The sequence below is a fragment of the Pontimicrobium sp. SW4 genome (genome assembly GCF_039954625.1).
In the GTDB taxonomy this organism is placed as follows: Bacteria; Bacteroidota; Bacteroidia; order Flavobacteriales; family Flavobacteriaceae; genus Pontimicrobium.
In genome coordinates, this window is sequence record NZ_CP157199.1 from 2760001 (window position 1) to 2786306 (window position 26306).

The window sequence follows — 26306 nt, forward strand, 5'->3', positions numbered from 1 at the left end:
TTATTTTAAGTAATATAATTGATAATAAAAAAAGCGTTGAATCCTTATGAATTCAACGCCTAAATATAGTGATTTTTTAAAACTATGAACCGTAAACTTCTTTAACAAATTTGTCGTAAGACAATTCTTTAGCTTTAAGATTTGCATTTTCTTTATAGAATGCTAATAATTTTTGACTTGTTAATTGTTCAGACAAACGCTTAACTTCATCTTGATTTGATAATATTCTAGCCGAAATATCATCCAACTCTTTTTCAGATGGATTCATTTGTCCAAACTGCGCCATTTGACCTTTAATCATCTCGTGCGTATAAGCTTTTAGATCGTCAAAGTTTATTTGAAGGTTATTCTCTACAATTAACTTACTTTCTATTAACTGATAACGCATTGCTTTTTCAGACTTTTCGTATTCCTCTTTAGCTTGCACCTCATCTAATTGCTCTTCTCCTGCTGTTTGAATCCACTTTTGTAAAAACTCAGCTGGCAAATCAAATTTTGTGTTTTCTACTAAATATTCTGTCACATCGTTTAATAATTTTTGATCAGATTGCTGAACGAATTGCTTTTCGGCATCTTCTTTAATCTTCTCTTTCAACTCAGTTGCAGATGTTACGTTGCCTTTTCCAAATAATTTATCGAATAACTCTTGATCTAAATCAGCAAGTTCTCTAGAGTTAACTTCGGTAATTGTAAAATCTACATTAATATTTAAACCATGAGCATCACCATGAGGTACTTTTAAGTAGTTCATTAAATCATGATCGTCACTAAAAAGCCCTTTTGTTTTTAAGGTAATAACATCGCCTACTTTAGCGCCAATAAACTTTTTAGCGTTTACCTTACCTTTTAGTTTATCTAAAGTTAAAGTTGTGGTGTTATTAATCTCTTTTTCTTCGTTTACAAAAGTTCCTGTGATTTCGTCATTTTCTTCAACTTCGTTTTTAGAAATGATTTTACCGTATTGCTTCTGAATATTTTCAACTTGATCATCAATCATTTTATCATCAGCAACAATGTTGTAATGCGTAATAGCTTTTTTTCCTTTAAGTTTTACTTCGAACTCTGGAGTTAAGCCTAATTCAAACTCAAAAGTAAAATCATCGGCATCCCAATTTAAATCGTCTTGTGCTTTTGGCAACGGATTTCCAAGAACATCAAGCTTTTCTTCGGTTAAGTATTTATGCAACGCATCTTGAAGTAATTTATTTACCTCATCTACCAATACAGCCTTTCCATATTGCTTTTTAACCATTCCCATTGGAACATGTCCTTTTCTAAATCCTGGAATGTTTGCAGTTTTACGATAATCGGATAAAATTTTCTCTACTTTATCTGCATAATCGCCTTTTTCAATATCTACTTTTACTACTGCATTTAATGCATCGATATTTTCTCTTGTAATATTCATTTTGCCTAAATAAAATTTGGCTGCAAAAGTACGATATTTTTGAGATTGAACAAAGTTTTTAATTGACTGAAATTCAGTCTATTTTTTATCTTCTTTTAATACAGAATATAAGATGGATTGTAAAAACGAAAGCAACAAGCTAAACAGAATAGCTGTCCATATACTAGACACTTGGAAACCATCAATTAACTTATCAGCCAATAATATAATTAAAGCGTTTACTACTAACAAAAATAACCCTAAGGTTAGGATGGTAATAGGCAAGGTTAAAATAATTAATATTGGTTTTACCAACACATTTAATATTGCTAAAACTAAAGCAACAATTAAAGGTGTAGTAAATGAGTCATCGAGTGATACTCCAGGAAGCAATTTTGCCAAAATAACTACAGCAATAGCACTTAAAACAAGTTTCATTAATAGTTTCATATATCTAATTTTTATTTGATTGAAGATACGAAATATTCCTTTTTAGGTTATGAATTCTATAACGAATTGATAAAACTCTTTAGGGTTTTCGGCATGTAACCAATGTCCTGCCTTATTTACAGTAGCAATCGAAGCATTTGGAAATTGCATTTTTATTAGTCGCTCATCATTAGCTCCAATATATTCTGATCGATCTCCACGAAGAAACAAAGTGCTTTTTTCAAACTTTAAATGTATAGGTAAAGCTTCGCCTACTTCGGATATATTTTTAGTTAGAACTTCTAGATTCACTCTAAGGCCTAACTGTCCTTTTTCTACCCAAAATAAATTTTTTAATAAGAACTGTCTTATTCCAAATTCTGAAACATATTTTGAAAGTACTTCATCTGCTTCAGTTCTAGACGAAATCTCATTAAAATCTAATGCCGCTAATCCTTTTAAAATAGTATCATGATGTATTGGATAAAAACGCGGAGAAATATCAGCAACAATTAATTTTTCTACTTTTTCTGGATATTTAGCCGCGAAAAGCATAGCTGTTTTTCCTCCCATAGAATGTCCAAGTAGAATAATATTCTCTAATTCATGATAGTCGCAGTACTTTTTTAGGTCTTCAGCCAAAATATCGTAATCAAAATCTTCCTCATGAAAACTACGTCCATGATTACGTTGATCTACTAAATGTACTTCATAACCCTGCTCACTGAATTGCTTTCCAAGCGTTTTCCAGTTGTCACCCATTCCCAAAAAACCATGAAGGATCACAAATGGTTTACCTTCTCCTATTATATTTGAATGTAATACTTTTTCCATACAGATTTACCAACTTATTTTACTATGAGTTTCAACATCCCAATATACTCCGTTGTCAAAATCACGATTAATAAAATTATAAATTCTCTTAGCTGATTCTTCTGAAGTCAATCGAGCATTTTCGTTACTGTTTTCTGAAATTGTTGTTTTTACCCAACCTGGATGAACTGCTGCTACATTTATTTTATCTTTCAGCCTATTAGTTAAAATTTTGGTATACATATTTATACCGCTTTTAGATATTCTATAAGCTACAGAGTCTGTATTCGAATTCATACTTACTGAACCCATTTTAGAAGATATATTAATTACTTTTTTCTTAATAAAATTTATAATAGACTCAGTAAAGAAAACTGTTCCAGTTAAATTAACATTAAGTGTTAAGTTAAAACTATCCAACTCTGGGTATTCCATATCTAAATCGGGACCAATCCCAGCATTGTTTACTAATATGTCTATTGGTTTGAATTGTTTTAAAATCGTATCGCTTGCTATGTTAATGCTTGAAACATCAGATAAATCTAGTTTTATTACTGTAAAATCTTTACTGAAAACATCTTTAATTTTTCCATCTCTAGATGTACCAATAACATAAAAACCTTCTTCTAAAAACTTTTTTGCAAGGGCAAATCCTATACCTTTACTAGCCCCAGTTATTAAAACTGTTTTTTTCATTTACTTCAATTTATTCAAATACATTTGTACAACATTTTCAACTCCTAAATACAAACTTTCGGAAATTAATGCGTGGCCAATAGATACTTCCAAAAGGTTAGGTATGTTTTCTTTAAAAAATTGAATATTATCAAGTGACAAATCGTGACCTGCGTTTATACCTAAGCCTAATTCACTGCATCTAACTGCGCATTTTGCATATGGTTCAACAGCCTTTTTATTTCCTAAGCTGTATTGATGTGCAAAAGCTTCAGTATATAATTCAATTCTATCTGTTCCTGTTTCTTTGGCACCATCCACTTGTTCAACAACAGGGTCTAAAAAAATTGAGGTTCTAATTCCGTTATTTTTAAATTCCTTAATAATTTCAGTTAAAAACCCTTTATGCTTAATTGTGTTCCAGCCAGCGTTGCTTGTTAATACATCTACAGCATCAGGCACCAGAGTGACTTGAGTTGGTTTAATAGCTAAAACCATATCCACAAACTTTGGAATTGGATTCCCTTCAATATTATATTCAGTATAAACAACTGGTTTTAAATCGTAAGCGTCTTGATATCGTATATGGCGTTCGTCTGGACGTGGATGGATTGTCACGCCTTCAGCTCCAAATTCTTGAACATCTTTAGCAAATTGCACAACATTTGGTGTATTTCCCCCTCTTGAGTTTCGCAACGTTGCTATCTTATTAATGTTTACACTTAACTTTGTCATCAGTAAAATTTTAAACACAAAAATACAAAGTAAGTTACGCTTATTGTATTTATTTTTGATTATTTTGCAATAGATAACACATCCTATTATGCCTTTAAACGAGTATATAATTAATGATATTAAACCTCTAAAAGTTACCAGTAATATTGGTGAGGCTCAACAGCTTTTCAATCAGCTAACGTATTCTCATATTCCCGTTCAAAAAGATGGAGTTTATATTGGCTGTATCTCTGAAACTGATGCACATTGCTTTGATTCGGATAAATCTATAGCTGAACATTTATACACTCTTGAAGGTTTTTTTGTTAGAAAATCTACCCTTTGGCTGGATATTTTAGAAGCTTTCGCTCAAAAGGACACAAATGTTATGCCTGTTTTAGGAGATAACAATGAGTATTTGGGTTACTATGAGCTTAATGATATTATCTCTATGTTCAATCAAACACCTTTTTTCTCAGAACCAGGTGGCATCTTAATTGTAGAAAAAGGGTATAATGATTATTCGTTTAGTGAAGTTTGCCAAATAGCCGAATCTAATAACGGTAAGCTATTGGGTGCTTTTATTTCTAAAATTGAAAACGATATGGTGCAAATTACACTCAAAATAGGAAATACTGGGCTTAATGATATTATTCAAAGTTTTAGACGCTATAGCTATAACATTATTTCTGGTCATGAGGACGATACTTTTGTTCAAAACCTTAAAGAAAGATCAGATTATTTAAATAAATACTTAAACCTATAGTATATGAAAGTTGCTATTTACGGTCAAGTATATCAGAGGGATTCATTAATTCCTATTGAAAGTCTTATTCAAATTTGCCATAAAAAATCTTTTGATGTTCATATTGAAGCCTCCTTTTTTGAATCTATCGAGCAAGAAGAAAGTATCCGAGAAATCATCAAAGGTTTTAATACTTTTAAATTATTAGATAGCACTTTTGAGCTCCTTATAAGTATTGGTGGTGATGGAACAATATTAAGAGCCACTACTTATATACGTGATTTAAATATTCCTATTATAGGCATTAATACTGGTCGTTTAGGTTTTTTGGCAACTATCCAAAAGAATAATATTGCAAAAGCTATAGATGATATTGTAAAAGGGAATTATAGAATTTCTGAAAGAAGTCTACTCACCATACGCACTGAGCCTGAGAATGAATCGTTATTCGACTTTAACGTAGCATTAAATGAAATTGCTGTGAGTAGAAAAAATACTACTTCAATGATTACTGTCGAAACCTATCTAAACAATGAATATCTAACATCATATTGGGCAGATGGACTCATAATATCTACGCCAACTGGGTCTACTGGATATTCTTTAAGTTGCGGAGGACCTGTTATTATGCCTGAATCAGATAGCATTACCTTAACACCCATTGCACCTCATAATTTAAATGCTAGACCTTTAGTAATCCAAAATTCTACCGAAATAAAACTAAGAGTTAGCGGTAGAGAGGATAGCTATTTAGTATCTCTTGATTCTAGAATTGCGACGCTAGACAATAACGCAACCGTAATTATAAAATTAGCTGACTTCAAAATTAAAATGATTGAACTTTCTAGCGAAAGTTTTTTAAGCACACTTCGCAATAAACTTCTTTGGGGTGAAGATAAACGGAATTAGACAATAAATTTTCTTAATTAGTGTTTATCTGTAATACTAAACAACAAATTATAATAGGCTCATCATATTTATTATATTTGCAAACTTTTGAACATCTATGAGGTATTTAACCGTTTTTATTATATGCTTTTTAAACAGCCAATTAAATTATGCCCAAATTTATGAAGTTGGTGTTTTTGCTGGTGGAAGTAATTTAATTGGAGATGTAGGTTCGAGTAGATATATTGCTCCTAATCAACCAGCATTTGGAGGTGTTTTTAAATGGAATAGAAGCCCTAGACATTCTTATAGGCTGTCTGTGATTTTTACTGACTTAGATGCAAAAGATTCAAAATCAGACGATCCAAGAAGAATAGATAGAGATTATTCTTTTAATGGTAATTTGTTAGAGGTTGCATTAGGTATGGAATTTACTTTTTTTGATTTTAACCTTCATGGTGATGGAAACAAATCTACGCCGTATATTTATACAGGTATTTCTTTTGCAAAACATGACAATTATTACTTTAGAAATGGGGTTCAAACTTCTGAAAACACATCAAGTTGGGCCACTGGAATACCAATGGCATTAGGCTATAAAACAACTTTAACCAATCACATACTTATTGCTGCCGAAATAGGGGCTCGCTATACATTTTCTGATGAGCTAGATGGTAATTTTCCAGAAAGATCATCGCTTTTTAATTATAGTTTTGGGAATTTAAATAATAATGATTGGTATATGTTTACAGGTATTACTTTAACTTATACCTTTGCACGAAAACCTTGTTACTGCGATTTTTAACGTGGATAAAAAAGATCAAATTCATATTGACCAATTACCGCAACACATTGCCATTATTATGGATGGTAATGGTCGTTGGGCTAAAGAAAAGGGGAAATTACGTTTATTTGGTCACGAAAAAGGAAGTAAAGCTGTAAAGCAAGTTGTAGAAGGTTGTGCAGAACTTGGTGTTAAAAATTTAACACTATATGCGTTCTCAACCGAGAACTGGAACAGACCAAAATTAGAGGTGCAAACCCTTATGAAGTTACTAATTTCATCTTTAAAGAAAGAAATAAAAACACTTCAAAAAAACAATATAAAACTTAACGCTATAGGAAACCTTAAGGCATTGCCATCTAAGGTATATACTGAACTTATAGATGTTATGGAGTTAACAAAAGCTAACAGTCATTTAACCCTAACCCTTGCATTAAGTTATGGTTCTAGAGACGAATTGGTAAATACTGTTAAACAAATAAGTATTAAAGTTAAAAATAATATAATTTCGCCAGAAAAAATTGATGAATCCGTAATTAATGAGCATCTTTACACGCAAAATTTGCCAGACGTAGATTTATTAATTAGAACTAGTGGCGAACAACGTATAAGTAATTTCTTATTATGGCAAATTGCTTATGCTGAATTATATTTTACAAATGTGTTTTGGCCAGATTTTACAAAGCAACATTTGTATGAAGCCATAATAAACTATCAACAAAGAGAAAGACGATTTGGAAAAACGAGTGAACAACTTAGCTAATATTAAACTATTGAAAGCATACATTACTAGACTTTTATTTATTGCCTTTATATTTAGCAGCATAACCTTATCTGCACAAATAGACAATACAGAAAACTCAAAAACTTATACCATTGGCGAAATTACTGTTACTGGAAGTACAAGTTTTAATGCTGAATCTGTAATAACCTATTCAGGATTAAGAAAAGGACAAGAAATTACTATCCCAACAACTTCATTATCAAAAATTGGTGAAGCGGTAAAAAAGCTATGGAAACTAAATGTATTTAGCAGTATAGATATTTACATAAGTAATATTGAGGGCAATGTGGCGAATCTCGAGATTGAGCTTAAAGATCTTCCCGAGTTAAAAGACGTAGTAATTGAAGGTGTCAAGAAATCGAAATTTGACGATATTATTAAAGACAATAAACTTATACCTGGTGTTAAAGTTACCGAAAACTTAATTACTACTACCGAAAATTATTTAGAAAACTCTTACCAAAAGAAAGGTTTTTTAAAAGCTAAAGTTACTGTTATTCCTTCTGAAGTAACAGACACTATAGAGAAGCAAAGAGTTAATTTAAAGCTTAATATAGACAAAGGTGACAAAGTAAAAATAAAAGACATTGTATTTATTGGCAGCGAAAAACTTAGTGCAAAAAAGCTTAGAAAAGCCATGAAAAACACTAAGAAGAAAAATCCTATAAGAATTTTAAAACGCTCAAAATATATTGAAGCAGACTTTAACGAAGATTTAACCAGTATTATTGACAAGTACAAAGAAAATGGCTACAGAGATGCGCGTATAATCTCAGATTCGTTAATCTACAATTCGGATAATACAATTACTTTAAACATACAGTTAGAAGAAGGTGAAAAATACACTTATGGAGATATTAAATTCTTAGGAAATACTGTTTATACAGACAAACAATTAAATAGTATTCTTAGAATTGATAAAGGAGACACTTATAATGGCGTTGAACTAGAAAAAAGAATTCAAGACGAAACAAAGCCAGATGGTAATGATTTAGCAAACCTTTATCAAAATAGCGGCTATTTATTCTCTAACATTACTCCTGTTGAAACAAGTGCAGATGGTAATGTAATTGACATGGAAATTAGAATTGTTGAAGGTAAAGTAGCTTACTTTAATAAAATATCTGTCGTTGGAAACGACAAAACAAACGATCATGTTATCTATAGAGAAATTAGAACACGTCCAGGGCAAAGGTATAACAAAGCAGATGTTATACGTACAATTCGTGAGCTTGGACAATTAGGCTTTTTTGATGCACAACAAATATCTCCAGATTTTAAAAATGTAAATGCTAATGATGGAACCTTAGATATGGAATACTCTGTTGTTGAGCGTGGTTCTAGTCAAATAGAATTACAAGGTGGTTATGGTGGAGGTGGCTTTATTGGTACTTTAGGACTATCGTTTAATAACTTCTCTATAAAAGACATCTTTAAAAAAGAAGCTTATCAACCAATTCCTATGGGAGATGGTCAAAAATTAGCACTTCGTTTACAAGCAAGTAGATTTTACCAAACTTATAGTTTTTCATTTTCTGAACCTTGGTTTGGTGGTAAAAAACCTGTGAGTTTTTCTACATCTATATCTCACACGAAGCAGTTTTTATATAATCCTCAAACACGAAATGCCGACAAAGACCGTCGCTTTAATATCACAGGGCTTTCAGTTGGGCTAGCCAAAAGACTATCTGTACCAGATGATTATTTTATTTTATCCCAAGCTTTAAGCTTTCAGCATTATGATTTAAAAAATTACAATACAGGTTTATTTACTTTTGGTGACGGATCAGCTAACAACTTAGCATACACTATTGGACTTAGTAGAGATAATACTAATTTTGACCCTATTTATCCAACTGGTGGTTCTAAGTTTGGAGTTACAGCAAAATTATCTTTGCCATATTCAGCATTTAATAATGTAGATTACAAAGCATTAAAAGAAGAAAGAATCGACCAAACTGATATTCAAAATAATACATCTAACTCTAATTCAGTTAGAACTGCAGCAGCTAATAGAATTGCTGAAATAGATCAAGAACGTTTTAAGTGGTTAGAGTTCTATAAAGTAAAGTTTAATGGTGAATGGTATACAAGAGTTGTTGGAGATATGGTGCTACGCCCTAAAATTGAATTTGGTTTCTTAGGTGCTTACAATAACGATAGAGGCGTTATTCCTTTTGAGCGTTATTTTCTTGGTGGCGACGGTATGGGAACTTATAGTCTAGATGGTAGAGAAGCCATTGCATTGAGAGGCTATCCAAACCAATCATTATCATCACAAGATGGTGGTACTATTTACAACAAGTTTTCTTTAGAATTAAGATACCCTATAACCTTAAAATCACAACAAGCTAAGATTTATGCATTAGCCTTTTTAGAAGCTGGAGCATCGTATGATAATTTTAGAGATTATAATCCTTTTGCTTTAAAACGATCTGCTGGTTTAGGTATTAGATTATTTATGCCTGCATTTGGTTTATTAGGTATTGATTTCGGACATGGTTTCGATCCTTTACCAGGACAAACTATTAAGCATGGATGGGAGACACACTTTATAATTGGGCAGCAATTTTAAGTTTGGCACGATATTTTCTATGTACAGTTTAACGATTTAATTAGCTCGTTAAAATTTTTCAAAATATATTTCGTTTATTTGATAAATATTAACGCTGCATCCAAATCTAAAAATTGTCTGTTAGTGTTATATTTTAAAGAAATAAACAATTATTTAAAACATATACGGATGAAAACAAAAGTTCTTTTTTTACTGGCAATAGCATCCTTTATTAGTCTATCTACTTTTGCACAAAAAAGTGTACGAATTGGTTATATAGATACTGAGTATATTTTACAAAATGTCCCTGAATACCAAAGCGCTTCAACTCAATTAGATACTAAGGTTGATAAATGGAAAAAAGAAATCGAAAAACGTTTAAGTGAAATAGATCAAAAGAAGAAGCAATTATCTTCTGAAAGTGTTCTATTAACACCCGAATTAATTCAGGAACGTCAAGAAGACATTAACATTGAAGAGAATGAAGTTCTTGATTATCAACAAAAGCGTTTTGGCCCAAATGGCGATTTAATGATTCAAAGAAAACAATTAATGCAACCAATTCAAGATCAAATTTTTACAGCAGTACAAGAAATTGCGACCAGTAAAAATTATGATTTTGTTTTTGATAAATCAGCAGATGTTGTAATGCTATATTCGGCAGATAGATATGATATAAGCGACCAAATATTGCGTACCATAACTAGAACAGCCAAACGTACGCAAGCTCAAAATCGTAAGGAGAAAAAAACTGCAGAAGCAGAAGAAATTGTTCCTGAAATAAATGAAAGTCAAGAAGCAAGAGCACAAGCTTTAGCTGACAAAAAAGCGGAACGAGAAAAGGATATTGAAGATAAGCGTGCAAAACAGCAAGCTGATCGTGAAGCTAAGAAAAAAGCTCTTGAAGATAAAAGACAACAAATTCTTGAAGAACGTGCTAAGGCAAGACAAGAGAAACTAGATGCACGCAACAATACTAGTAATAAAGCGGACAATGTTAAAGAGGAAGCTACAAAAACAGTAGATAATACAGAGAAAACTGCAGAAGTAGTTAAAACAGAAACGAAAAAAGCTGAAGAACCTAAGTTAAGTGCTGCCGAAAAAAGAAAGAAAGCACTAGAAGATAAGAAAAAGAAGATTTTAGCTGATAGACAAGCAAAGATTGATGCAAAAAATGCCGAAAATAAAGTAGCTAAAAAAACAACAGATAGTACAGGAGCTAAAAAATTAAGCCCTAAAGAAGCTCGTAAAAAAGCATTAGAAGATAAGAAAAAGAAAATATTAGCCGATAGAAAAGCAAAACTTGAAGCAAAAAGAGTTCAAGATAGCATTACTAAAGCTAAAAAGAAAAATAATTAATAGACAACAACTTATAACACAATTTATTTAAAATGAAACACTTAAAAACCTTAGTATTAGCAGCATTATTTTTATTTGGGAGTACAAGTATTATGAATGCGCAAAGTAAAGTTGCTCATATTAACACGCAGGAGTTAATAGCTGCGATGCCTGATTATAAAGCAGCTCAAGCAGAAATGGAAAAATTGGGTAAAACTTATGAAGCAGATATTCAATCAATGGGAAAGGAATATGAAAACAAGGTAAAGCAATATGATGCTGAAGCATCTGCTCAAACTCAAGAAACAAATCAAAAAAGAATGCAAGAAGTTGCAGCTATGGAGCAAAATATCCGCCAATATCAAAGTAATGCGCAACAAGAAATGCAAAAGAAAGAATTTGACTTATTAAAGCCTATTACCGAAAAAGCTAAAGCAGCTATTATTAAAGTTGCTAAAGCTCAAGGATTTCAATATGTATTGGATTCAACACAAGGGCAAGGTGTAATTTTAGCCGATGGTAAAGACTTAATGGCAGATGTTAAGAAAGAACTAGGATTCTAAAAAACTACTTTTTCTTAAATAACAATTTTAAAAGCTGTCTGAATAAGACAGCTTTTTTATTTTTGTAATAACATGAATAAACAACCTATTGGTATTTTTGACTCTGGCGTTGGAGGGACTTCTATTTGGAGAGAAATCCATACATTACTACCTTTTGAAAGCGCTATCTATCTGGCAGATAGTATTAATGCTCCTTATGGTCCAAAAGGGGAAGAGCGTATTAAAGAACTTTGTATAAAAAATACAGAGCTTCTATTAGACAAAAACTGTAAACTAATTGTTGTTGCTTGTAACACAGCTACAACCAATGCCATTGATTATTTACGTGCTAACTATACTATTCCTTTTATTGGTATTGAACCAGCTATAAAACCAGCTGCATTACAAACTAAAACCAATGCTATTGGTATTTTGGCAACAAAAGGTACACTTTCAAGTAAGCTTTTTCATAAAACCACCAACCTATTTGGGAATGGCATTAATATCATAGAACAAAAGGGTGAAGGTATTGTAGAGCTTATTGAAACTGGGAAATTATATTCCGATGAAATGAAAGGGTTGCTAAACATCTATTTAAAACCTATGATAGAAGCCAATATAGATCATTTAGTGCTTGGTTGCACACATTACCCATACTTAATGCCAATATTACTTGAAATACTCCCAAAACATGTTAAAATAATCGATTCTGGTGAGGCAGTTGCTAAACAAACTAAGGCCGTTTTAGAAAAACATCAATTACTTAATACAAATAAAGTAAAAGCTAAACATACATTTTTTACAAATGGAAATACTAAGGTTTTGAATGAACTTATAGGCGATGGTTTTAAGGTTGAACATTTGGAGTTCTAAATTACTCCTTAAACCAACTGGAATATTTCACATAATTATCTGCAATTCTGTTGATTTCTCCTGAAATAAGTTCCTTGCTAATATCTTTTATTTTTTTTGCAGGAGTTCCAGCATAAATACTACCTGCTTCCACTCTAGTATTTTTAGTAACAACAGCGCCTGCAGCTATAATACTATTGCTTTCAACCACACAATCATCCATCACTATACTTCCCATACCTATAAGTACATTATCTTGAATAGTACAACCATGTACAATGGCATTATGACCAATAGACACATTATTTCCAATGGTTGTTGGTGAGGTTTTATAAGTTGCATGAATCACTGCTCCATCTTGTACGTTTACTTTATTCCCTAGCTTTATGTAATGCACATCACCACGAATTACTGCATTAAACCAAATACTGCATTGGTTTCCCATAGTGACTTCACCCACAATAGTTGCGTTTTCCGCGATGTAACAATCGTTTGGTATGTTTGGTGATTTTCCTTTTACTGGTTTTATTATTGGCATGTGTTATTGTTTAGTTATTGATTTGTTTGTTGTCAGTTCGAGTGTTTTCTGAAAGAAAATGTATCGAGAACTATGTTTCATGTCTTCTCGATACAATTTCGCTATGTGAAATCACTCGAACTGACATCCTTTTTTTATTTAAAATATGATAATAAATCTGATTTTTTAGAGGCTGAGACCATAATCTCTTTTCCGTTACTTAACATAACACTCCCTCCTTTTCCTTTTATGTATTTAACAACTTCATTGACATTTACCAAGTAACTTTTATGCACTCTAGCAAATCCTGAATCTGTTAACGCATCTTCAAAATACTTAAGCGTTTTACTAACTAGCTTCTTTTTGTTGTTGTTTAAATAAATCTCGGTATAATTATCGTCGGCTTTACAATATAAAATATTGGCAGTTTCCAATACCTCAAATCCATCTTGTTGCGGAATAGTTATTTTACCGTTTACATTATTTGTTTTAGGAATTAATACTTGGTCTTGCAAAGCGTCTTCTTTCGTTTTAATTTCAACGACGTAATCTACTGCTTTTATAAGTTCGTCAATAGAAATGGGTTTCATTAAATAATAACTCGCATGTGCATTTAAAGCGTCAATTGCATAATGGTTATAGGCAGTTACAAACACTGTTTCAAAATCTCTATCACCAACTTTTTCCAGTAAATCAAATGCATTACCAAATGGCATTTCTACATCTAAAAACACGAGATCTAATTCATTATTTCTTATAAGTAATAACGCTTCGTCAACATTAGCAGCTTCGGCTAGCACCTCAACATTAGGACAATATTTTTTAAGATAATTTTTTAAAATTTCTCTGCTTGTTTCTTCGTCTTCTACTATGATAGATTTTAGTTTCATTTAATCTTTTTTAAGGTTACCACAACTTTAGTTCCTGAATCTTCGGTATCTAAATAATCGTCAATAAATACATCGACTTTATCTTTATACATCTCGTTTAAAATAGCCACACGTTTTTTAATATTCCCCAATCCTTTAGATCTGTGCTTTTTTTGATTTTCGGTTTTCATGGCTTTGGATTTATCGCGTCCAATACCATCATCTGTGATACTTATTTTTAATTCATCTTTATCGACTTGAGAGATATTGATGTTTAATTGTCCTTTCTCTGTTTTATACCTTAATCCATGCCACACAGCATTCTCAATATATGGTTGCAATAACATAGGTGGTATTTGGAACTCGTTTACTTTTACATTCTCATCAATAATAATATCGTAATCAAACTTATCTTTAAATCTAAAATGCTCTAATTTGGTGTAAAGTTTAAGTAATTCTATTTCCTTTTCTAAGGGAATAAAATCTTCTTCGCTGTTTTCCAATACTGCGCGCATCAAGAGTGAAAAATCAGATAAATATTTATTAGCAGTACGTTCATCATTGTTTGCGATAAAACTATTAACAGAGTTTAATGCATTAAATATAAAATGCGGATTCATTTGACTACGTAGCGATTTTAATGCTAAAAGATTATTATTTAACTTTTGCTGTTTCATGTTTTTTAACATTGAATATACTGCAATAAGCAATAACAACAAACCTCCTATTAATGAATAAATAATAAGCTTTTGACGCTTATTTCGCTCTATTGTTAATTGGTATTTACTTTCGGATAATGCACGATCACTTTCAAGGCTTGTAATACGATTTTGTTTTATTGCTAAATCTTTTGCTAAACGTGCTGCCTGCGATATTTCTTGTTCTTTTTTTATATAAAGCTCGTCTACTAATCGTTCATAGATTCTTGTTGTTGAAATAGCTTTATCAATATCTCCGTCATCTCTAAAGACTTCAGCAAGTTTTCTAGTAGCATCTTTCTGCACTACTAAATCTTCCTTGTTATTTGCTTCTTCAATACTCTTTTCAAGGTATTGAATGGCATTAGGAAAATCTTTTTGTATGGCGTACGCACTTCCTATTTTATAATTCTGTTTTTGAGGCGTAATGGCACTTTCGTTATTAAAAATGGAATCTCTTTCAATATCATTTATTTCAACAAGTGCTTGCTTCCTAAGTTCAATTTCTTTACCATATTCTTTATTCTTACTTTCAAAATCAGCAACTTTTACTTTTTCTTCAACTGCTCTTTTTTTGTTTTCTTTGGAAGCAAGTTCAAGAGAGTTTTGAAAATACCCTTCAGCTTTTTTAATAGCTCCAGAAGCATTATATGCTTCGGCTATTTTTGAATTTAAATCAGTAATTTTGGGAGTTATTAAATGTTTTTGAGCTACTTGAAGACCTTCCTTGTAAGCATTAATGGCAGCAACAAAATCTTGAGTAACCACATAGACATCTCCTAAACCTTCATAAAGGCTGGTTAATTGCCAATTGGATAAATCGTCTTTATTTATTGATAGATATTCATCAATACTTTCCTGATAATTTTCATTGAATTGAAATGATTTAGCAAGTTTTAACCTCACACCATTTTCATCAATATTTTGAAGGCTTATTCGGTAATTTGAAATAGCTAAATCATATTGCTTCCACTCGAAATATACATCACCTAAAGTTTCATAAACTTCAGCATTTTCTTTTACAGTACTAGATACAGTCAAAGCATCGGTAATAAATTGGATACTTTTTTCTGCATCTTTTTTTAAATAGGTATCTGCAGAATCTATTAAAGATTTAAAAGCACCAGCATCTCTTTTAGAAATTTTGCTGATAAAGTTTTTTGAGTCATTATGCTCTACCTCAACTCTAATACGCTCGTTATCTTGAATAATATAGTAAATGGTTTCAAAATCATTATGTTTTATAATGAGTTCATCACCTTTAGATGCATTAATTTTGAATTCTCCAAGCGAATTAGTGGTAGTATAAGCACCTCCATTTACTAGAATATTTACTTTCGGGATAGGTTTATAAGTACTTTTTTCTAACACCGACCCTCTTACTACAAATATTTCTTTTACCGCTTCGTTATTTACTTCTTGAGCAAGCATTGAGCTTGAAAACAACAGTACAAGTAGTATAGTAATATGTCGAGCTAGTTTTATCATTTTTATTTCTTGAAAGGTAAACTTACATACTTTACTTGGTAAAATAAAATGCCTTTTAGTGTATAAAAGTTAGTTTAACTTACAAATTGACCACTTTACTCATTCAAAAAGTGGCTACACTCATTAACCTTTCGTGTTTACTCATTCTGGTTTTTTTAGCAAAAAAATTGGTTCTAAGTTTATGTCATCAATAAAAATCGAATATTATGAAAACACTGTTAAAACTAGGTTTTACATTGACCTTAATGATTGGCTTTATTACCACAAATGCCACAAACAAACACTATGAGAATCAGAAACCTCATACTGAGAAAAACAAGCAATTTATTAAAGTTGCCCTATTATTAGATACTAGTAATAGTATGGATGGATTAATAGACCAGGCAAAAGCGCAACTTTGGAGTATTGTAAATGAGTTGTCGTATGCTAAGTGTAATGATGAGCGTCCTAGCCTTCAAATTGCATTATACGAATATGGAAATGACAATTTAAGTTCGCATGAAGGTTATATTAGACAAGTTTTAGGTTTTACCAACGACTTGGATGATATCTCTAAAGAACTCTTCTCTTTAACAACTAATGGAGGTAGTGAGTTTTGCGGTCAAGTTATTCAATCGTCATTAAATCAATTAGATTGGGGAAACAACCAAGACGATTTAAAACTCGTTTTTATTGCTGGAAACGAACCATTTAACCAAGGGAAAATCAACTATAAACATGCAGCAACTAATGCCAATGAAAAAGATGTAACGATTAACACTATTTATTGTGGCAACTATCAACAAGGGGTTTCTACCTTTTGGAAAGATGGTGCTATTCTAACCAATGGAGACTATTTAGCTATAGACCATAACCAGAAAACAGTTCATATAGCTTCACCTTATGACGATGCTATTTTAGAGTTAAACAAGAGACTTAACAACACTTATATCGCTTATGGAAAGCGTGGAGCAGCCAAAGTATCTATGCAAATGGCTCAAGATAACGAAGCTGAAAGCTATAGTAAAGCAAATGCAGTAGGCCGAACGGTTAGTAAAAGCTCGCATTTCTACAAAAATTCAAAATGGGATTTGGTCGATGCTCTTGAAGAAAAAGTTGTTGAAGTGGAAAAATTGGATGATTCTGCATTACCAGATACATTAAAAGGGAAATCTATAAAAGAAATAAGAGCTTATGTTACTAAAAAAAGTAAAGAGCGATTACAAATTCAAAAAGAAATACAGGAATTGAATACTAAACGAAGAACCTATATAGCTTCAAAGCAAAAAGACACTAAAAATGGTTTGGAAAATGCTATGATACAAGCCATAAAAACACAAGCGAAAAAGAAAAATTACCAATGGAATTAAAAAGAAAAGCCTTGAAATAATCAAGGCTTTTTAATATTAGTTTATTGCTGGACATTTACATTCGTACTTCTCTCGCCTACAGCCAAAGTTGATTCCTAACGTGATTTGGTGAAAACCTCCATTATTAAAAACCACTGAGTTTGCTTGATAAGAATACGTATAGGCGAAGACAAAGTTTTTATAATTAACACCAACTAATGGCGTAATATATTGTAGTTTTTGACTGCTTACGCCTGTGCCATTTAAAAACTCGGCACCATCTAAGCTTGTTCTATAGGATAATCCAGCCCAAAACTTTCCAAATTCAACCTCCTTATACACTTTCATGTTTAAGTCTATTAAAGATTCTTTAGTAGCATCACGGTGCATAAACATAATAGAAGGTTCGTAACTCCATTCGCTACCTAGACGGCTAAATACATTTCCAGCAGAAAACAAAAAAGTTCTTAAGTTGTTATAACTAAGTCCTTGTTCGTTAAAATTTATACCATCGTTAGCTAGAACATTCTTGACAGTTGCATGTGCATAGAAGTCTAGAAAGAAATATGAGAACCCAAAATCAATATTAAAATTGGTCGCACTTTGTTCTATTCCAGAAATAATAGGGTCGAAACCATCAGCTAAAAAAGAAGTTTCATCTAATTTATATTGAATCATTCCTGCGCTTAACCCAAATGATAGCATATTTAAATCGATTGGATTTCTAGAAAACATTAAATGGTGTGCATAAGTCAAATAAGCTCCAGTTTGTGAATGATACCCATTTTTATCATTAAAGACAATGGCTCCATAAGCTGAAGGTGTTTCTCCAAAACGACCATTAACGCTTAACGTTTGTAAACTTGGTGCATTAGATTGCCCTAACCATTGCTGACGACCAGTTAACCTTACTTTATTACAATTTGCTGCTCCAGCCATAGATGGGTGGATTAAGTAATAGTTATCTGTTAAGTAATCAGAGTATATTGGCAATCCTTCTTGTGCTTTGGAAAATTGCGCTAAAAAAAGCACAACGAAGAGTAACGAAAGTTTTTTCAATTTCATATAATTTTATATTTCAAAGTAACTGGGGCTTTATAAGTCACCTTACATCATTTAGCAAAAATGATTACTAAATTTAGGTTAATGATTACCAAATATATATATAACTCGACATTTCTTTTATTATTTTTGCAAAAAATATATTTGCAATGAAAAAAATTGAGGTCTCTATACAAGAAACAAACAATCCAACCATACTTAAATTTGAAGCTAATTCTTTTTTAACTCAATACGAAAGCTTTGAGTTTAATAACATTGATGATGCTAAAAATTCTCCTTTAGCCCAACAACTATTTTATCTACCATTTGTTAAAAAAGTATATATATCTGGCAATTTTGTTGCTATTGAGCGTTTTGACATAGTCACCTGGAATGATGTTCAAAATGAAGTAAGAGAACAAATAGAAAATTATTTAAATAGCGATGGTGTTGTTGTTGCTCCTACAGAAACAAAGAAAAAAACTGCTGTAACAGTATATGCCGAAAGCACGCCAAATCCAGCAGTTACGAAATTTGTTGCCAATAAAAATTTAACACCCTTTATGTTAGAATTCACTTCAATAGACGAAGCAAAAACATCGCCTTTTGCTACAGAATTGTTTCATTTTCCATTCGTTAAAAGTGTTTTTATTGACAAAAACTACGTATCTATTACCAAATATGACGTTGCTGAATGGAACGACATTACTATGGAGTTGAGAGAATTTATTAGAACCTACATTGAAAATGGGAAAGCTATAGTCACAGATGATGCTCCTGAAATAACTAAAAACACTGAAGTTGCTAAAGAAGAGCAATTTGAAACATTAGACGATGTTTCAAAAGAAATTGTAAATATTTTAGAGGAATATGTAAAACCTGCTGTTGCAAGTGATGGTGGAAATATTCAATTTGAATCTTATGACCCACAAACAAAAAAAGTGAAAGTTATTTTACAAGGAGCCTGCAGTGGTTGCCCATCATCAACCTTTACATTAAAAAATGGTATTGAAAATATGCTAAAAGAAATGTTACAAGGTAAAGTTGAAACTGTTGAGGCAATAAACGGTTAAAGAACATTAGTAATGTTGTGACTTTATTTATTTTTTTGTTTCTTATACATAAGATTAATCTATAAAAATATATAATCATGGCAGTAATGAAAGTAATTGAAGTATTAGCAAATTCAGATAAAAGTTGGGAAGACGCAACAAAAAAAGCTGTTAAGCAAGCTTCAAAAAGCGTAAAGAATATTAAATCGGCATTTGTACAATCGCAAAGCGTAGTTGTTAATGATGATGAAGTGACTGAGTTTAGAGTGAACTTGAAAATTACTTTTGAAGTTAATTAAACCATTTTCAAAACACATTATAAAGCGTTCTAAAAGGAACGCTTTTTTTATGCTTTTTTGTAACTTTGAATTAATCTCGAAATGGTTTCTAATAATATTAATCATCTCTCCTTAATCGATATATTATTAAGAACAAATGACATATAAACACACCAACGAGCTAATTAATGAAACAAGTCCTTATTTGTTGCAGCATGCTCATAATCCAATACATTGGAAAGCATGGAACGATAATACCTTAGCCGAAGCGAAAGAAAAAAACAGACTTATTATTATTAGTGTTGGATATGCTGCTTGCCATTGGTGTCATGTTATGGAACATGAAAGTTTTGAAGATATTGAGGTCGCTCAAGTAATGAACGATAATTACATTAACATTAAAGTTGATAGAGAAGAACGTCCAGATATTGACCAAGTTTATATGAATGCTGTACAACTACTAACTGGAAGTGGTGGTTGGCCATTAAATGTAGTGACTTTGCCTGATGGAAGACCAGTTTGGGGAGGCACCTATTTTAGAAAAAAACAATGGATAAATACATTGAACCAAATAGCAGATTTATATAACTCAAATCCAGAAAAATTATATGAATACGCTACAAAATTAGAAGCTGGTATAAAAGCATTAGATATTGTAAACTTAAACACAAATGAGGCAAAGTTTGAAAAAACCACTATTAACAACGCTATAAATAGTTGGTCACAAAGCTTCGATTATGAAAAAGGAGGCACTAATCGTGCACCAAAATTTATGATGCCTAACAACCTACTCTTTTTACTAAGAGAGGCCTATCAAAATAACCATATAGAGCTTCAAAAGTATGTAAACATCACCCTAACCAAAATTGCTTATGGTGGTATTTTCGATCATGTTGGTGGTGGGTTTTCACGTTATTCAGTAGATGATAAATGGCATATACCACATTTTGAAAAAATGCTTTATGATAATGCGCAATTGGTCAGTTTATATAGCGATGCTTACTTAGCAACTAAAAATCCGCTTTATAAAGAAGTTGTTTACGAGACTTTAGATTTTGTAGAGCGTGAACTTACAAATACTGATGGAACATTTTATTCGTCATTAGATGCAGATAGTATCAATCGTAAAGGTGAATTAGAAGAAGGTGCTTTTTATGTTTGGACTGAAAAAGAATTAAAAATTTTGCTAAATGAAGATTTTGAATTGTTTTCAGATTATTATTCAATCAATGATTATGGCTTTTGGGAACATGATAATTATGTACTAATTAGAAAAGATTCAGATGAGATTATCACTAAGAAACATAATATCACTTCTAAATATTTAAAAGAAAAAATTAAACAATGGAAATCTTTGCTATTAGAAGAAAGAGAAAAACGACACAGACCTAGACTAGATGATAAAATACTAACATCATGGAATGCCTTAATGACTAAAGGCTATATAGATGCCTATCGTGTTTTTAATGAAGAACGATTTTTAAATCCCGCAAAAAAAAATGCGCACTTTATTATAAAGACTCAATCTAAAGAGGATGGAGGTTTAAATCATAACTACAAAGAAGGGAAAAGTACTATTAATGGATATCTTGAAGATTATGCAACAACAATTGAGGCATTTATAGCACTTTACGAAAACACTTTAAATGAAAAATGGCTGCATCACTCACGAAATTTAACCAACTATACACTCGATCATTTTTTTGATGAGACTAGTAAAATGTTCTTTTTTACTTCAAACCAAGACACTTCATTAGTATCCAGAACTATAGAATATAGAGACAATGTAATTCCTGCAAGTAATTCCATAATGGCAAAAAACCTATTTAAGTTATCGCATTATTATAACAATGCCTCTTATGAAAGAATAGCTATAATAATGTTAAACAATATGTTGCCTGAGTTAGAGAAATACCCTTCTGCTTTTTCAAATTGGATGGATTTAATGCTAAACTATACCAGTAATTATTATGAAGTTGCCATTGTTGGGAAACATGCTGAAGAAAAAGTAAATACTTTAAATAAAACATACCTTCCAAATAAACTCATTGCTGGTAGTTATAGTGAAAATGATTTACCTTTATTAAAAAGTAGATACTCTCAAGATAAAACACTTATATATGTTTGTGTTAACAAGGCTTGTAAACTACCTGTATCTAGAGTTGACCAGGCAATTGATTTAATTAAATAACTTTTTCAAAATGGATACTCTAATTATAGTTTTAATATGTATCGTAGCAATCGAACATATTTACTTCCTGATTTTAGAAATGTTTCTTTGGGCTAAACCAAAAGGCATAAAAACCTTTGGATTAAAATCTAAAGAATTTGCTGAAGACACAAAGGTCTTAGCTGCAAATCAAGGTTTATATAATGGGTTTTTAGCAGCTGGGTTAATTTATAGTTTAATTGTTGACAACATGAGCACTTCTATTTTGTTTCTTATTTTTGTGACTATTGCAGGAATTTATGGGTCTTACTCAACAAAGAACATTCGTTTGTTTTTTGTGCAAAGCATTCCTGCTATTTTAGCACTTACAATAATTCTAATCAACAATTAACAAAAAAAATCAGATTAAATGAATTTTGAAAACATCTTAGAAAAATTAATAGACTTTGCTTCGGTTTATGGTATTAAAGTAATTGGAGCCATCATAATATGGATTATTGGTTCTTGGGTTATTAAAAAAATAATGAAAGGCATTAAAAAAATAATGTCTAAACGTGATTATGATGAAAGTCTTCAAAAATTTCTATTAAACCTCATCAGTTGGGTTTTAAAAATCCTATTAATAATTGCTATTTTAGGTCAATTAGGTGTTGAAACAACATCTTTTGCGGCGATTTTAGCAGCGGCTGGTTTAGCAATTGGGATGGCATTACAAGGAAGCTTGGGCAATTTTGCTGGAGGTGTTTTACTAATGATATTTAAACCTATAAAAATTGGCGATCTTATTGAGGCTCAAGGCGAAGTTGGTGTGGTTAAGGAAATAGAAATTTTTACTACCAAACTTACTGGACTCTCAAATAGAGAGATTATCATCCCAAATGGTGCTTTATCTAACGGAAATATCATTAATTATACAACTGAGGGGACACGTCGTGTGGATTTAACTTTCGGTGTTGGATACGATTCGGATATTAAGAAAACTAAAGATGTACTAATGAATGTTCTTACCTCAAATCCGTTAGTTTTAGAAGATCCTAAACCAACTGTAAATGTTTCTGAATTAGCTGACAGTTCTGTAAATTTTGCTGTAAGACCTTGGTGTAAGTCTGAACATTACTGGGATGTGTACTTTGGTGTCACAGAACAAACTAAAGAAGCCTTAGATGCTGCAGGTATTGAAATTCCATACCCTCATCAAGTTGAAATACATAAGGAAAATTAAGATTTAGGCTTAATAGCAATAAAATCTTTTAAATAATAAGGTTCAAAATAGGCGACATCTTCGATGTCGCTTTTTTTATACTTCTGGTAAGCTAATTGACTCAATTCATTTGCCGAAGGCAATTTATCCTCAACAAAAACAGCATTGACATGTTTTATTAGCTCTTTTGTTTTAGCAGCTCCATTACCTATAAAATATACTTTTCCTATTTCTAAATACTCCATAAAAGAATTTTCATCAAGTATTTGAGCTTCTGTTTCCCTAATTTGATTATGGTTAACATCAAAAACCGCTGAATATACTTCCATACGTCTAGCATCCAACATTGGAACTATTACACCTCCTGATTCAGTTTTTATTTGATGCGCTAAAGATTCTAAAGTTGGAATTGAAATCAAAGGGACATCTAAAGCAAAACAAAGTCCCTTAGCTGCCGAAACACCAATACGAAGTCCTGTATAAGATCCAGGGCCTTTACTAATGGCTATAGCTTCTAAATCGCTTAATGATATATTAGCTTCGTTTAACACTTCATCAATATAGACATGTAATCTTTCGGCATGCGAGTAATTATTATTGTAATCTTCTTTTAAAATAACAGTCTCTCCTTTGTTTGAAAGAGAGACTGAACAATTTGTCGTTGCGGTTTCTATGTTAAGTATGTAAGCCAACCTTATAAAACTATTGTTTTCCCAAGGAAAAAGTCTAACACTTTTGTTTTGAAAACAAAATCATACTTTGCATTAATTAATGACGATTCAGCATTAATTAATCTAATTCTCGCTTGTTCTAATTCAAAAGCATTCATATTACCTAAATTATATCGCTCTTGTGTATTAGAGAAAGATAAATTTTGTGCTTCTAATGATTTTTGTGCAGCAACATACGTTTTAAGCGCAGCCTGTGCATCTGTAAAGGCTCTTTGAATATTAGACTCTAAAGTTAATTTTGCTTGATCTAAATCTAATTTTGAGTTCTCTTGTCTAATTTTTGATTTAGCAACTGCCGTTTTATTTTGGAATCTTGAAAAGATTGGAATATTAACGCTTAATCTAAAACTATGTCCTTTATTATCGTTTAATTGATTAAAAAAACTTTCTTCAGTACTACTTAGGTTAGTGTAAAATGCATTAGTACCAAGTCCATAACTTGCACTTACGTTTGGCATAAATCCACTTTTAGAAATTTCAGTGCTTAATTCTGCATTTTCTATATTCTTTTCAGCTACTTTAATTTCATTTCTGTTCTCAAAAGCATAGTTTAAAATAGGCTTAATATCGTTATACATAATTTCAGCCGAAGGCGTATCTATTTCTATAATTTCAACATTAAATCCTTCAAAGGGTACTTGAAGCAATTGAGATAAATTTAATAATGACATAGTATAGTTGTTTTCGGCAACTGTTACACTTTGTTCATCACCACTCAAAGTAGCTTCAGCATCATATATATTTGCACGAGGTTGCACTCCAGCATCAACAAGATCTTTAACTTGTTGTAATTGTTTACTCGAAAAATCGTACTGAGCTCTTGCTGTTTCTAGTCTTTCTTTATTAAACAACACATTTAGATAAGAGTTTGCTACATTAAGAGATATGTCGTCTCTTATTCTATTTAACTCCAATTGATTAGTTTCTAAATTTAATTGTGCTTGTTTATATAAATTGATAGTTCTAAAACCATTAAAAATGTTTTGAGAAACACTTACACTCATGCTTGTAGAGTGACTCGTTCTATTAACAAACGATCCAGGGAATAGTTCTTGCTGACCAAAACTAAGGCCTTGAGACATATTTGCACCAACTGATGGCAAGAAATTACCTTTTGCTCCTTTAATATCTTCCTCATTAATCAATAACGTGTTTTCTCCTCTTTGTATAGTAATATTATTCTCTAAAGCATGAGTTACACATTCTTGAAGGGTCCATACTTTGTTTTGTGCTGTAATTGAAAACCCCACAAAAAGGGTAAATATTAAATAGATATACTTCATATTATGTATACTGGTCGATTGATTAGTTATCTTCTTCATCTTCATCATCTTCTTTAGCTTTATTCCAAACTTTAATTTTGTCTCCTTCTTTAACACCTTCAGTAATTTCAACATTAATTCCATCAGATAAACCAATTACAACATCTACTTTCTTAAACTTCCCGTCTTCTTGCTGTATTTCTACAAAAGGTTTTTCGGTAATTCTATTAAACTGCAACAACGCTTCCTTTATACATAAAATGCTATCCTTACTTTCTAGTTCGATTTGTGCATTTGCACTATAACCTGCTCTAATATTAGTAGACTGTTCTACCTCTACATCTGCTTTTATTGTAAATTGGACTGCTCCATTTGTTTCAATTCCCTTAGGTGCTACAAATGTTAATTTTGCTGGAAACTCTTTCTCGTTAATTGCGCCTAGAATAACTTTTATGTCTTTACCCTCTTCTAACTTTCCTACCTCTGACTCATCTACTTTTCCTTCGAAAATCATAATACTCATATCTGCAATTGTTGCTATTGTAGTACCTGCATTAAACGTATTACTTTCAATAACTTGATCGCCTTCTCTAACAGGAATCTCTAGTATCGTTCCCGAAATTTGAGCTACAATATTAGTATTGGCAGAACTTCCGCCAGATAATGATCCTCGCTTAATAATTTGGTAATCATTTTGCGCTTGAGTTAAACTTTGTACAGCTTGATTTAAGGATAATTCACTATTCTCAAAATCTTGCTTAGAAATCACTCCTTTTTCAAAAAGTGCTTTATTTCTATCATACAACGTTTGTGCATTATCTTTAGATAGTTTAGCAGTTTGAATTCTACTATTAGCACTAACCAAACTTTGCTCGTTTGGTACGACTCTAATTTTTGCAATTAAGTCTCCCTTTTTTATAATATCACCTTCTTCAACTAAAATTTTATCTACAATTCCAGATATTTGAGGTTTTAATTCAATTTCTTCTTCTGGATTTAGTTTTCCTGTAGCTACAATTTTAGTTTTTATAGATGTATAGTATGGCTCTTTTACTTTAAACTCTTCAACTTCTGCCGTGTTAGATTTTTTAAAATACGCTAATACCCAAACTAACAGTATTAATAATACGATTCCTAAAATAATTTTTACTGCTTTTTTCATTTCT

The 26306-nt window shown here is 31.5% G+C and carries 26 protein-coding genes; 14 read left to right on the top strand and 12 right to left on the bottom strand.

The window, feature by feature from the left end:
• Positions 1 to 82: 82 nt before the first annotated feature.
• The 5 genes from tig to ABGB03_RS12785 form a co-directional block, all read right to left on the bottom strand.
• A complete protein-coding gene (gene tig / locus ABGB03_RS12765; RefSeq protein ID WP_347922959.1) occupies positions 83 to 1408 on the bottom strand; it encodes a trigger factor in 1326 nt (441 codons plus the stop codon).
• 78 nt (positions 1409 to 1486) lie between these two features.
• Positions 1487 to 1837, bottom strand: a complete 351-nt coding sequence (locus tag ABGB03_RS12770; protein WP_347922960.1) for a phage holin family protein — start codon at positions 1835 to 1837, stop codon at positions 1487 to 1489.
• A 42-nt stretch (positions 1838 to 1879) separates the two neighbouring features.
• Entirely contained in the window at positions 1880 to 2650 is a 771-nt protein-coding gene (locus ABGB03_RS12775; protein ID WP_347922961.1) for an alpha/beta fold hydrolase, read from the bottom strand.
• Between the two features lie 6 nt (positions 2651 to 2656).
• On the bottom strand, positions 2657 to 3325 hold the full coding sequence (locus tag ABGB03_RS12780; protein ID WP_347922962.1) for an SDR family NAD(P)-dependent oxidoreductase: 669 nt from the start codon (positions 3323 to 3325) through the stop codon (positions 2657 to 2659).
• The gene (locus ABGB03_RS12785) at positions 3326 to 4039 is read right to left on the bottom strand and encodes a pyridoxine 5'-phosphate synthase (protein ID WP_347922963.1); all 714 of its coding nucleotides are present in this window, start codon (positions 4037 to 4039) and stop codon (positions 3326 to 3328) included. It lies immediately after the preceding gene.
• A gap of 88 nt (positions 4040 to 4127) precedes the next feature.
• On the opposite strand from ABGB03_RS12785, the gene ABGB03_RS12790 reads away from it, so the two are divergent.
• From ABGB03_RS12790 to murI, 8 genes are all read left to right on the top strand, one after another.
• Complete coding sequence (locus tag ABGB03_RS12790; RefSeq protein WP_347922964.1) at positions 4128 to 4784, top strand: acetoin utilization protein acuB; 657 nt, start codon at positions 4128 to 4130, stop codon at positions 4782 to 4784.
• A gap of 3 nt (positions 4785 to 4787) precedes the next feature.
• Positions 4788 to 5672: an NAD kinase gene (locus tag ABGB03_RS12795; protein WP_347922965.1), complete on the top strand. Its 885-nt coding sequence runs from the start codon at positions 4788 to 4790 to the stop codon at positions 5670 to 5672.
• A gap of 97 nt (positions 5673 to 5769) precedes the next feature.
• A complete protein-coding gene (locus ABGB03_RS12800; RefSeq protein ID WP_347922966.1) occupies positions 5770 to 6456 on the top strand; it encodes a DUF6089 family protein in 687 nt (228 codons plus the stop codon).
• 1 nt (position 6457) lies between these two features.
• Positions 6458 to 7198, top strand: coding sequence for an isoprenyl transferase (locus tag ABGB03_RS12805; RefSeq protein ID WP_347922967.1), 741 nt, complete (start codon positions 6458 to 6460; stop codon positions 7196 to 7198).
• A gap of 10 nt (positions 7199 to 7208) precedes the next feature.
• The gene (gene bamA / locus ABGB03_RS12810; RefSeq protein ID WP_347922968.1) at positions 7209 to 9794 is read left to right on the top strand and encodes an outer membrane protein assembly factor BamA; all 2586 of its coding nucleotides are present in this window, start codon (positions 7209 to 7211) and stop codon (positions 9792 to 9794) included.
• A gap of 168 nt (positions 9795 to 9962) precedes the next feature.
• Positions 9963 to 11132, top strand: coding sequence for an OmpH family outer membrane protein (locus tag ABGB03_RS12815; RefSeq protein WP_347922969.1), 1170 nt, complete (start codon positions 9963 to 9965; stop codon positions 11130 to 11132).
• Between the two features lie 32 nt (positions 11133 to 11164).
• A complete protein-coding gene (locus tag ABGB03_RS12820) occupies positions 11165 to 11674 on the top strand; it encodes an OmpH family outer membrane protein (protein ID WP_347922970.1) in 510 nt (169 codons plus the stop codon).
• A gap of 72 nt (positions 11675 to 11746) precedes the next feature.
• A complete protein-coding gene (murI, locus tag ABGB03_RS12825; protein WP_347922971.1) occupies positions 11747 to 12526 on the top strand; it encodes a glutamate racemase in 780 nt (259 codons plus the stop codon).
• Between the two features lies 1 nt (position 12527).
• Here the strand turns inward: murI and ABGB03_RS12830 are convergent, their stop codons facing one another.
• The 3 genes from ABGB03_RS12830 to ABGB03_RS12840 form a co-directional block, all read right to left on the bottom strand.
• On the bottom strand, positions 12528 to 13043 hold the full coding sequence (locus ABGB03_RS12830; RefSeq protein WP_347922972.1) for a gamma carbonic anhydrase family protein: 516 nt from the start codon (positions 13041 to 13043) through the stop codon (positions 12528 to 12530).
• A gap of 134 nt (positions 13044 to 13177) precedes the next feature.
• Complete coding sequence (locus ABGB03_RS12835; RefSeq protein WP_347922973.1) at positions 13178 to 13912, bottom strand: LytTR family DNA-binding domain-containing protein; 735 nt, start codon at positions 13910 to 13912, stop codon at positions 13178 to 13180.
• Positions 13909 to 16077, bottom strand: a complete 2169-nt coding sequence (locus tag ABGB03_RS12840; RefSeq protein ID WP_347922974.1) for a histidine kinase — start codon at positions 16075 to 16077, stop codon at positions 13909 to 13911. Before ABGB03_RS12840 ends, ABGB03_RS12835 begins: the two co-directional genes overlap by 4 nt.
• Positions 16078 to 16283: 206 nt before the next feature.
• On the opposite strand from ABGB03_RS12840, the gene ABGB03_RS12845 reads away from it, so the two are divergent.
• A complete protein-coding gene (locus ABGB03_RS12845; protein ID WP_347922975.1) occupies positions 16284 to 17426 on the top strand; it encodes a vWA domain-containing protein in 1143 nt (380 codons plus the stop codon).
• Positions 17427 to 17462: 36 nt separating this feature from the next.
• Here the strand turns inward: ABGB03_RS12845 and ABGB03_RS12850 are convergent, their stop codons facing one another.
• A complete protein-coding gene (locus tag ABGB03_RS12850) occupies positions 17463 to 18470 on the bottom strand; it encodes a type IX secretion system membrane protein PorP/SprF (protein ID WP_347922976.1) in 1008 nt (335 codons plus the stop codon).
• A 146-nt stretch (positions 18471 to 18616) separates the two neighbouring features.
• Between ABGB03_RS12850 and ABGB03_RS12855 the strand changes: the two genes are divergently transcribed.
• The 5 genes from ABGB03_RS12855 (at position 18617) to ABGB03_RS12875 (ending at position 23168) form a co-directional block, all read left to right on the top strand.
• Positions 18617 to 19519 (top strand): NifU family protein, encoded by a 903-nt coding sequence (locus ABGB03_RS12855; protein ID WP_347922977.1) that lies wholly within the window; start codon positions 18617 to 18619, stop codon positions 19517 to 19519.
• A 77-nt stretch (positions 19520 to 19596) separates the two neighbouring features.
• Positions 19597 to 19797, top strand: a complete 201-nt coding sequence (locus ABGB03_RS12860; RefSeq protein WP_347922978.1) for a dodecin family protein — start codon at positions 19597 to 19599, stop codon at positions 19795 to 19797.
• Between the two features lie 136 nt (positions 19798 to 19933).
• Complete coding sequence (locus ABGB03_RS12865; protein ID WP_347922979.1) at positions 19934 to 21967, top strand: thioredoxin domain-containing protein; 2034 nt, start codon at positions 19934 to 19936, stop codon at positions 21965 to 21967.
• 10 nt (positions 21968 to 21977) lie between these two features.
• On the top strand, positions 21978 to 22337 hold the full coding sequence (locus tag ABGB03_RS12870; RefSeq protein WP_347922980.1) for a DUF1304 domain-containing protein: 360 nt from the start codon (positions 21978 to 21980) through the stop codon (positions 22335 to 22337).
• Positions 22338 to 22355: 18 nt separating this feature from the next.
• Complete coding sequence (locus ABGB03_RS12875) at positions 22356 to 23168, top strand: mechanosensitive ion channel domain-containing protein (RefSeq protein WP_347922981.1); 813 nt, start codon at positions 22356 to 22358, stop codon at positions 23166 to 23168.
• On the opposite strand, the gene tsaB is transcribed toward ABGB03_RS12875, so the two are convergent.
• The 3 genes from tsaB to ABGB03_RS12890 are packed head-to-tail and all read right to left on the bottom strand — an operon-like array spanning position 23165 to position 26302.
• Complete coding sequence (gene tsaB / locus ABGB03_RS12880) at positions 23165 to 23839, bottom strand: tRNA (adenosine(37)-N6)-threonylcarbamoyltransferase complex dimerization subunit type 1 TsaB (RefSeq protein ID WP_347922982.1); 675 nt, start codon at positions 23837 to 23839, stop codon at positions 23165 to 23167. The genes ABGB03_RS12875 and tsaB overlap by 4 nt on opposite strands.
• A gap of 2 nt (positions 23840 to 23841) precedes the next feature.
• The gene (locus ABGB03_RS12885; RefSeq protein ID WP_347922983.1) at positions 23842 to 25200 is read right to left on the bottom strand and encodes a TolC family protein; all 1359 of its coding nucleotides are present in this window, start codon (positions 25198 to 25200) and stop codon (positions 23842 to 23844) included.
• Positions 25184 to 26302, bottom strand: a complete 1119-nt coding sequence (locus ABGB03_RS12890) for an efflux RND transporter periplasmic adaptor subunit (protein ID WP_347922984.1) — start codon at positions 26300 to 26302, stop codon at positions 25184 to 25186. The genes ABGB03_RS12885 and ABGB03_RS12890 overlap by 17 nt, the downstream gene beginning before the upstream one ends.
• Between the last annotated feature and the right edge of the window lie 4 nt (positions 26303 to 26306).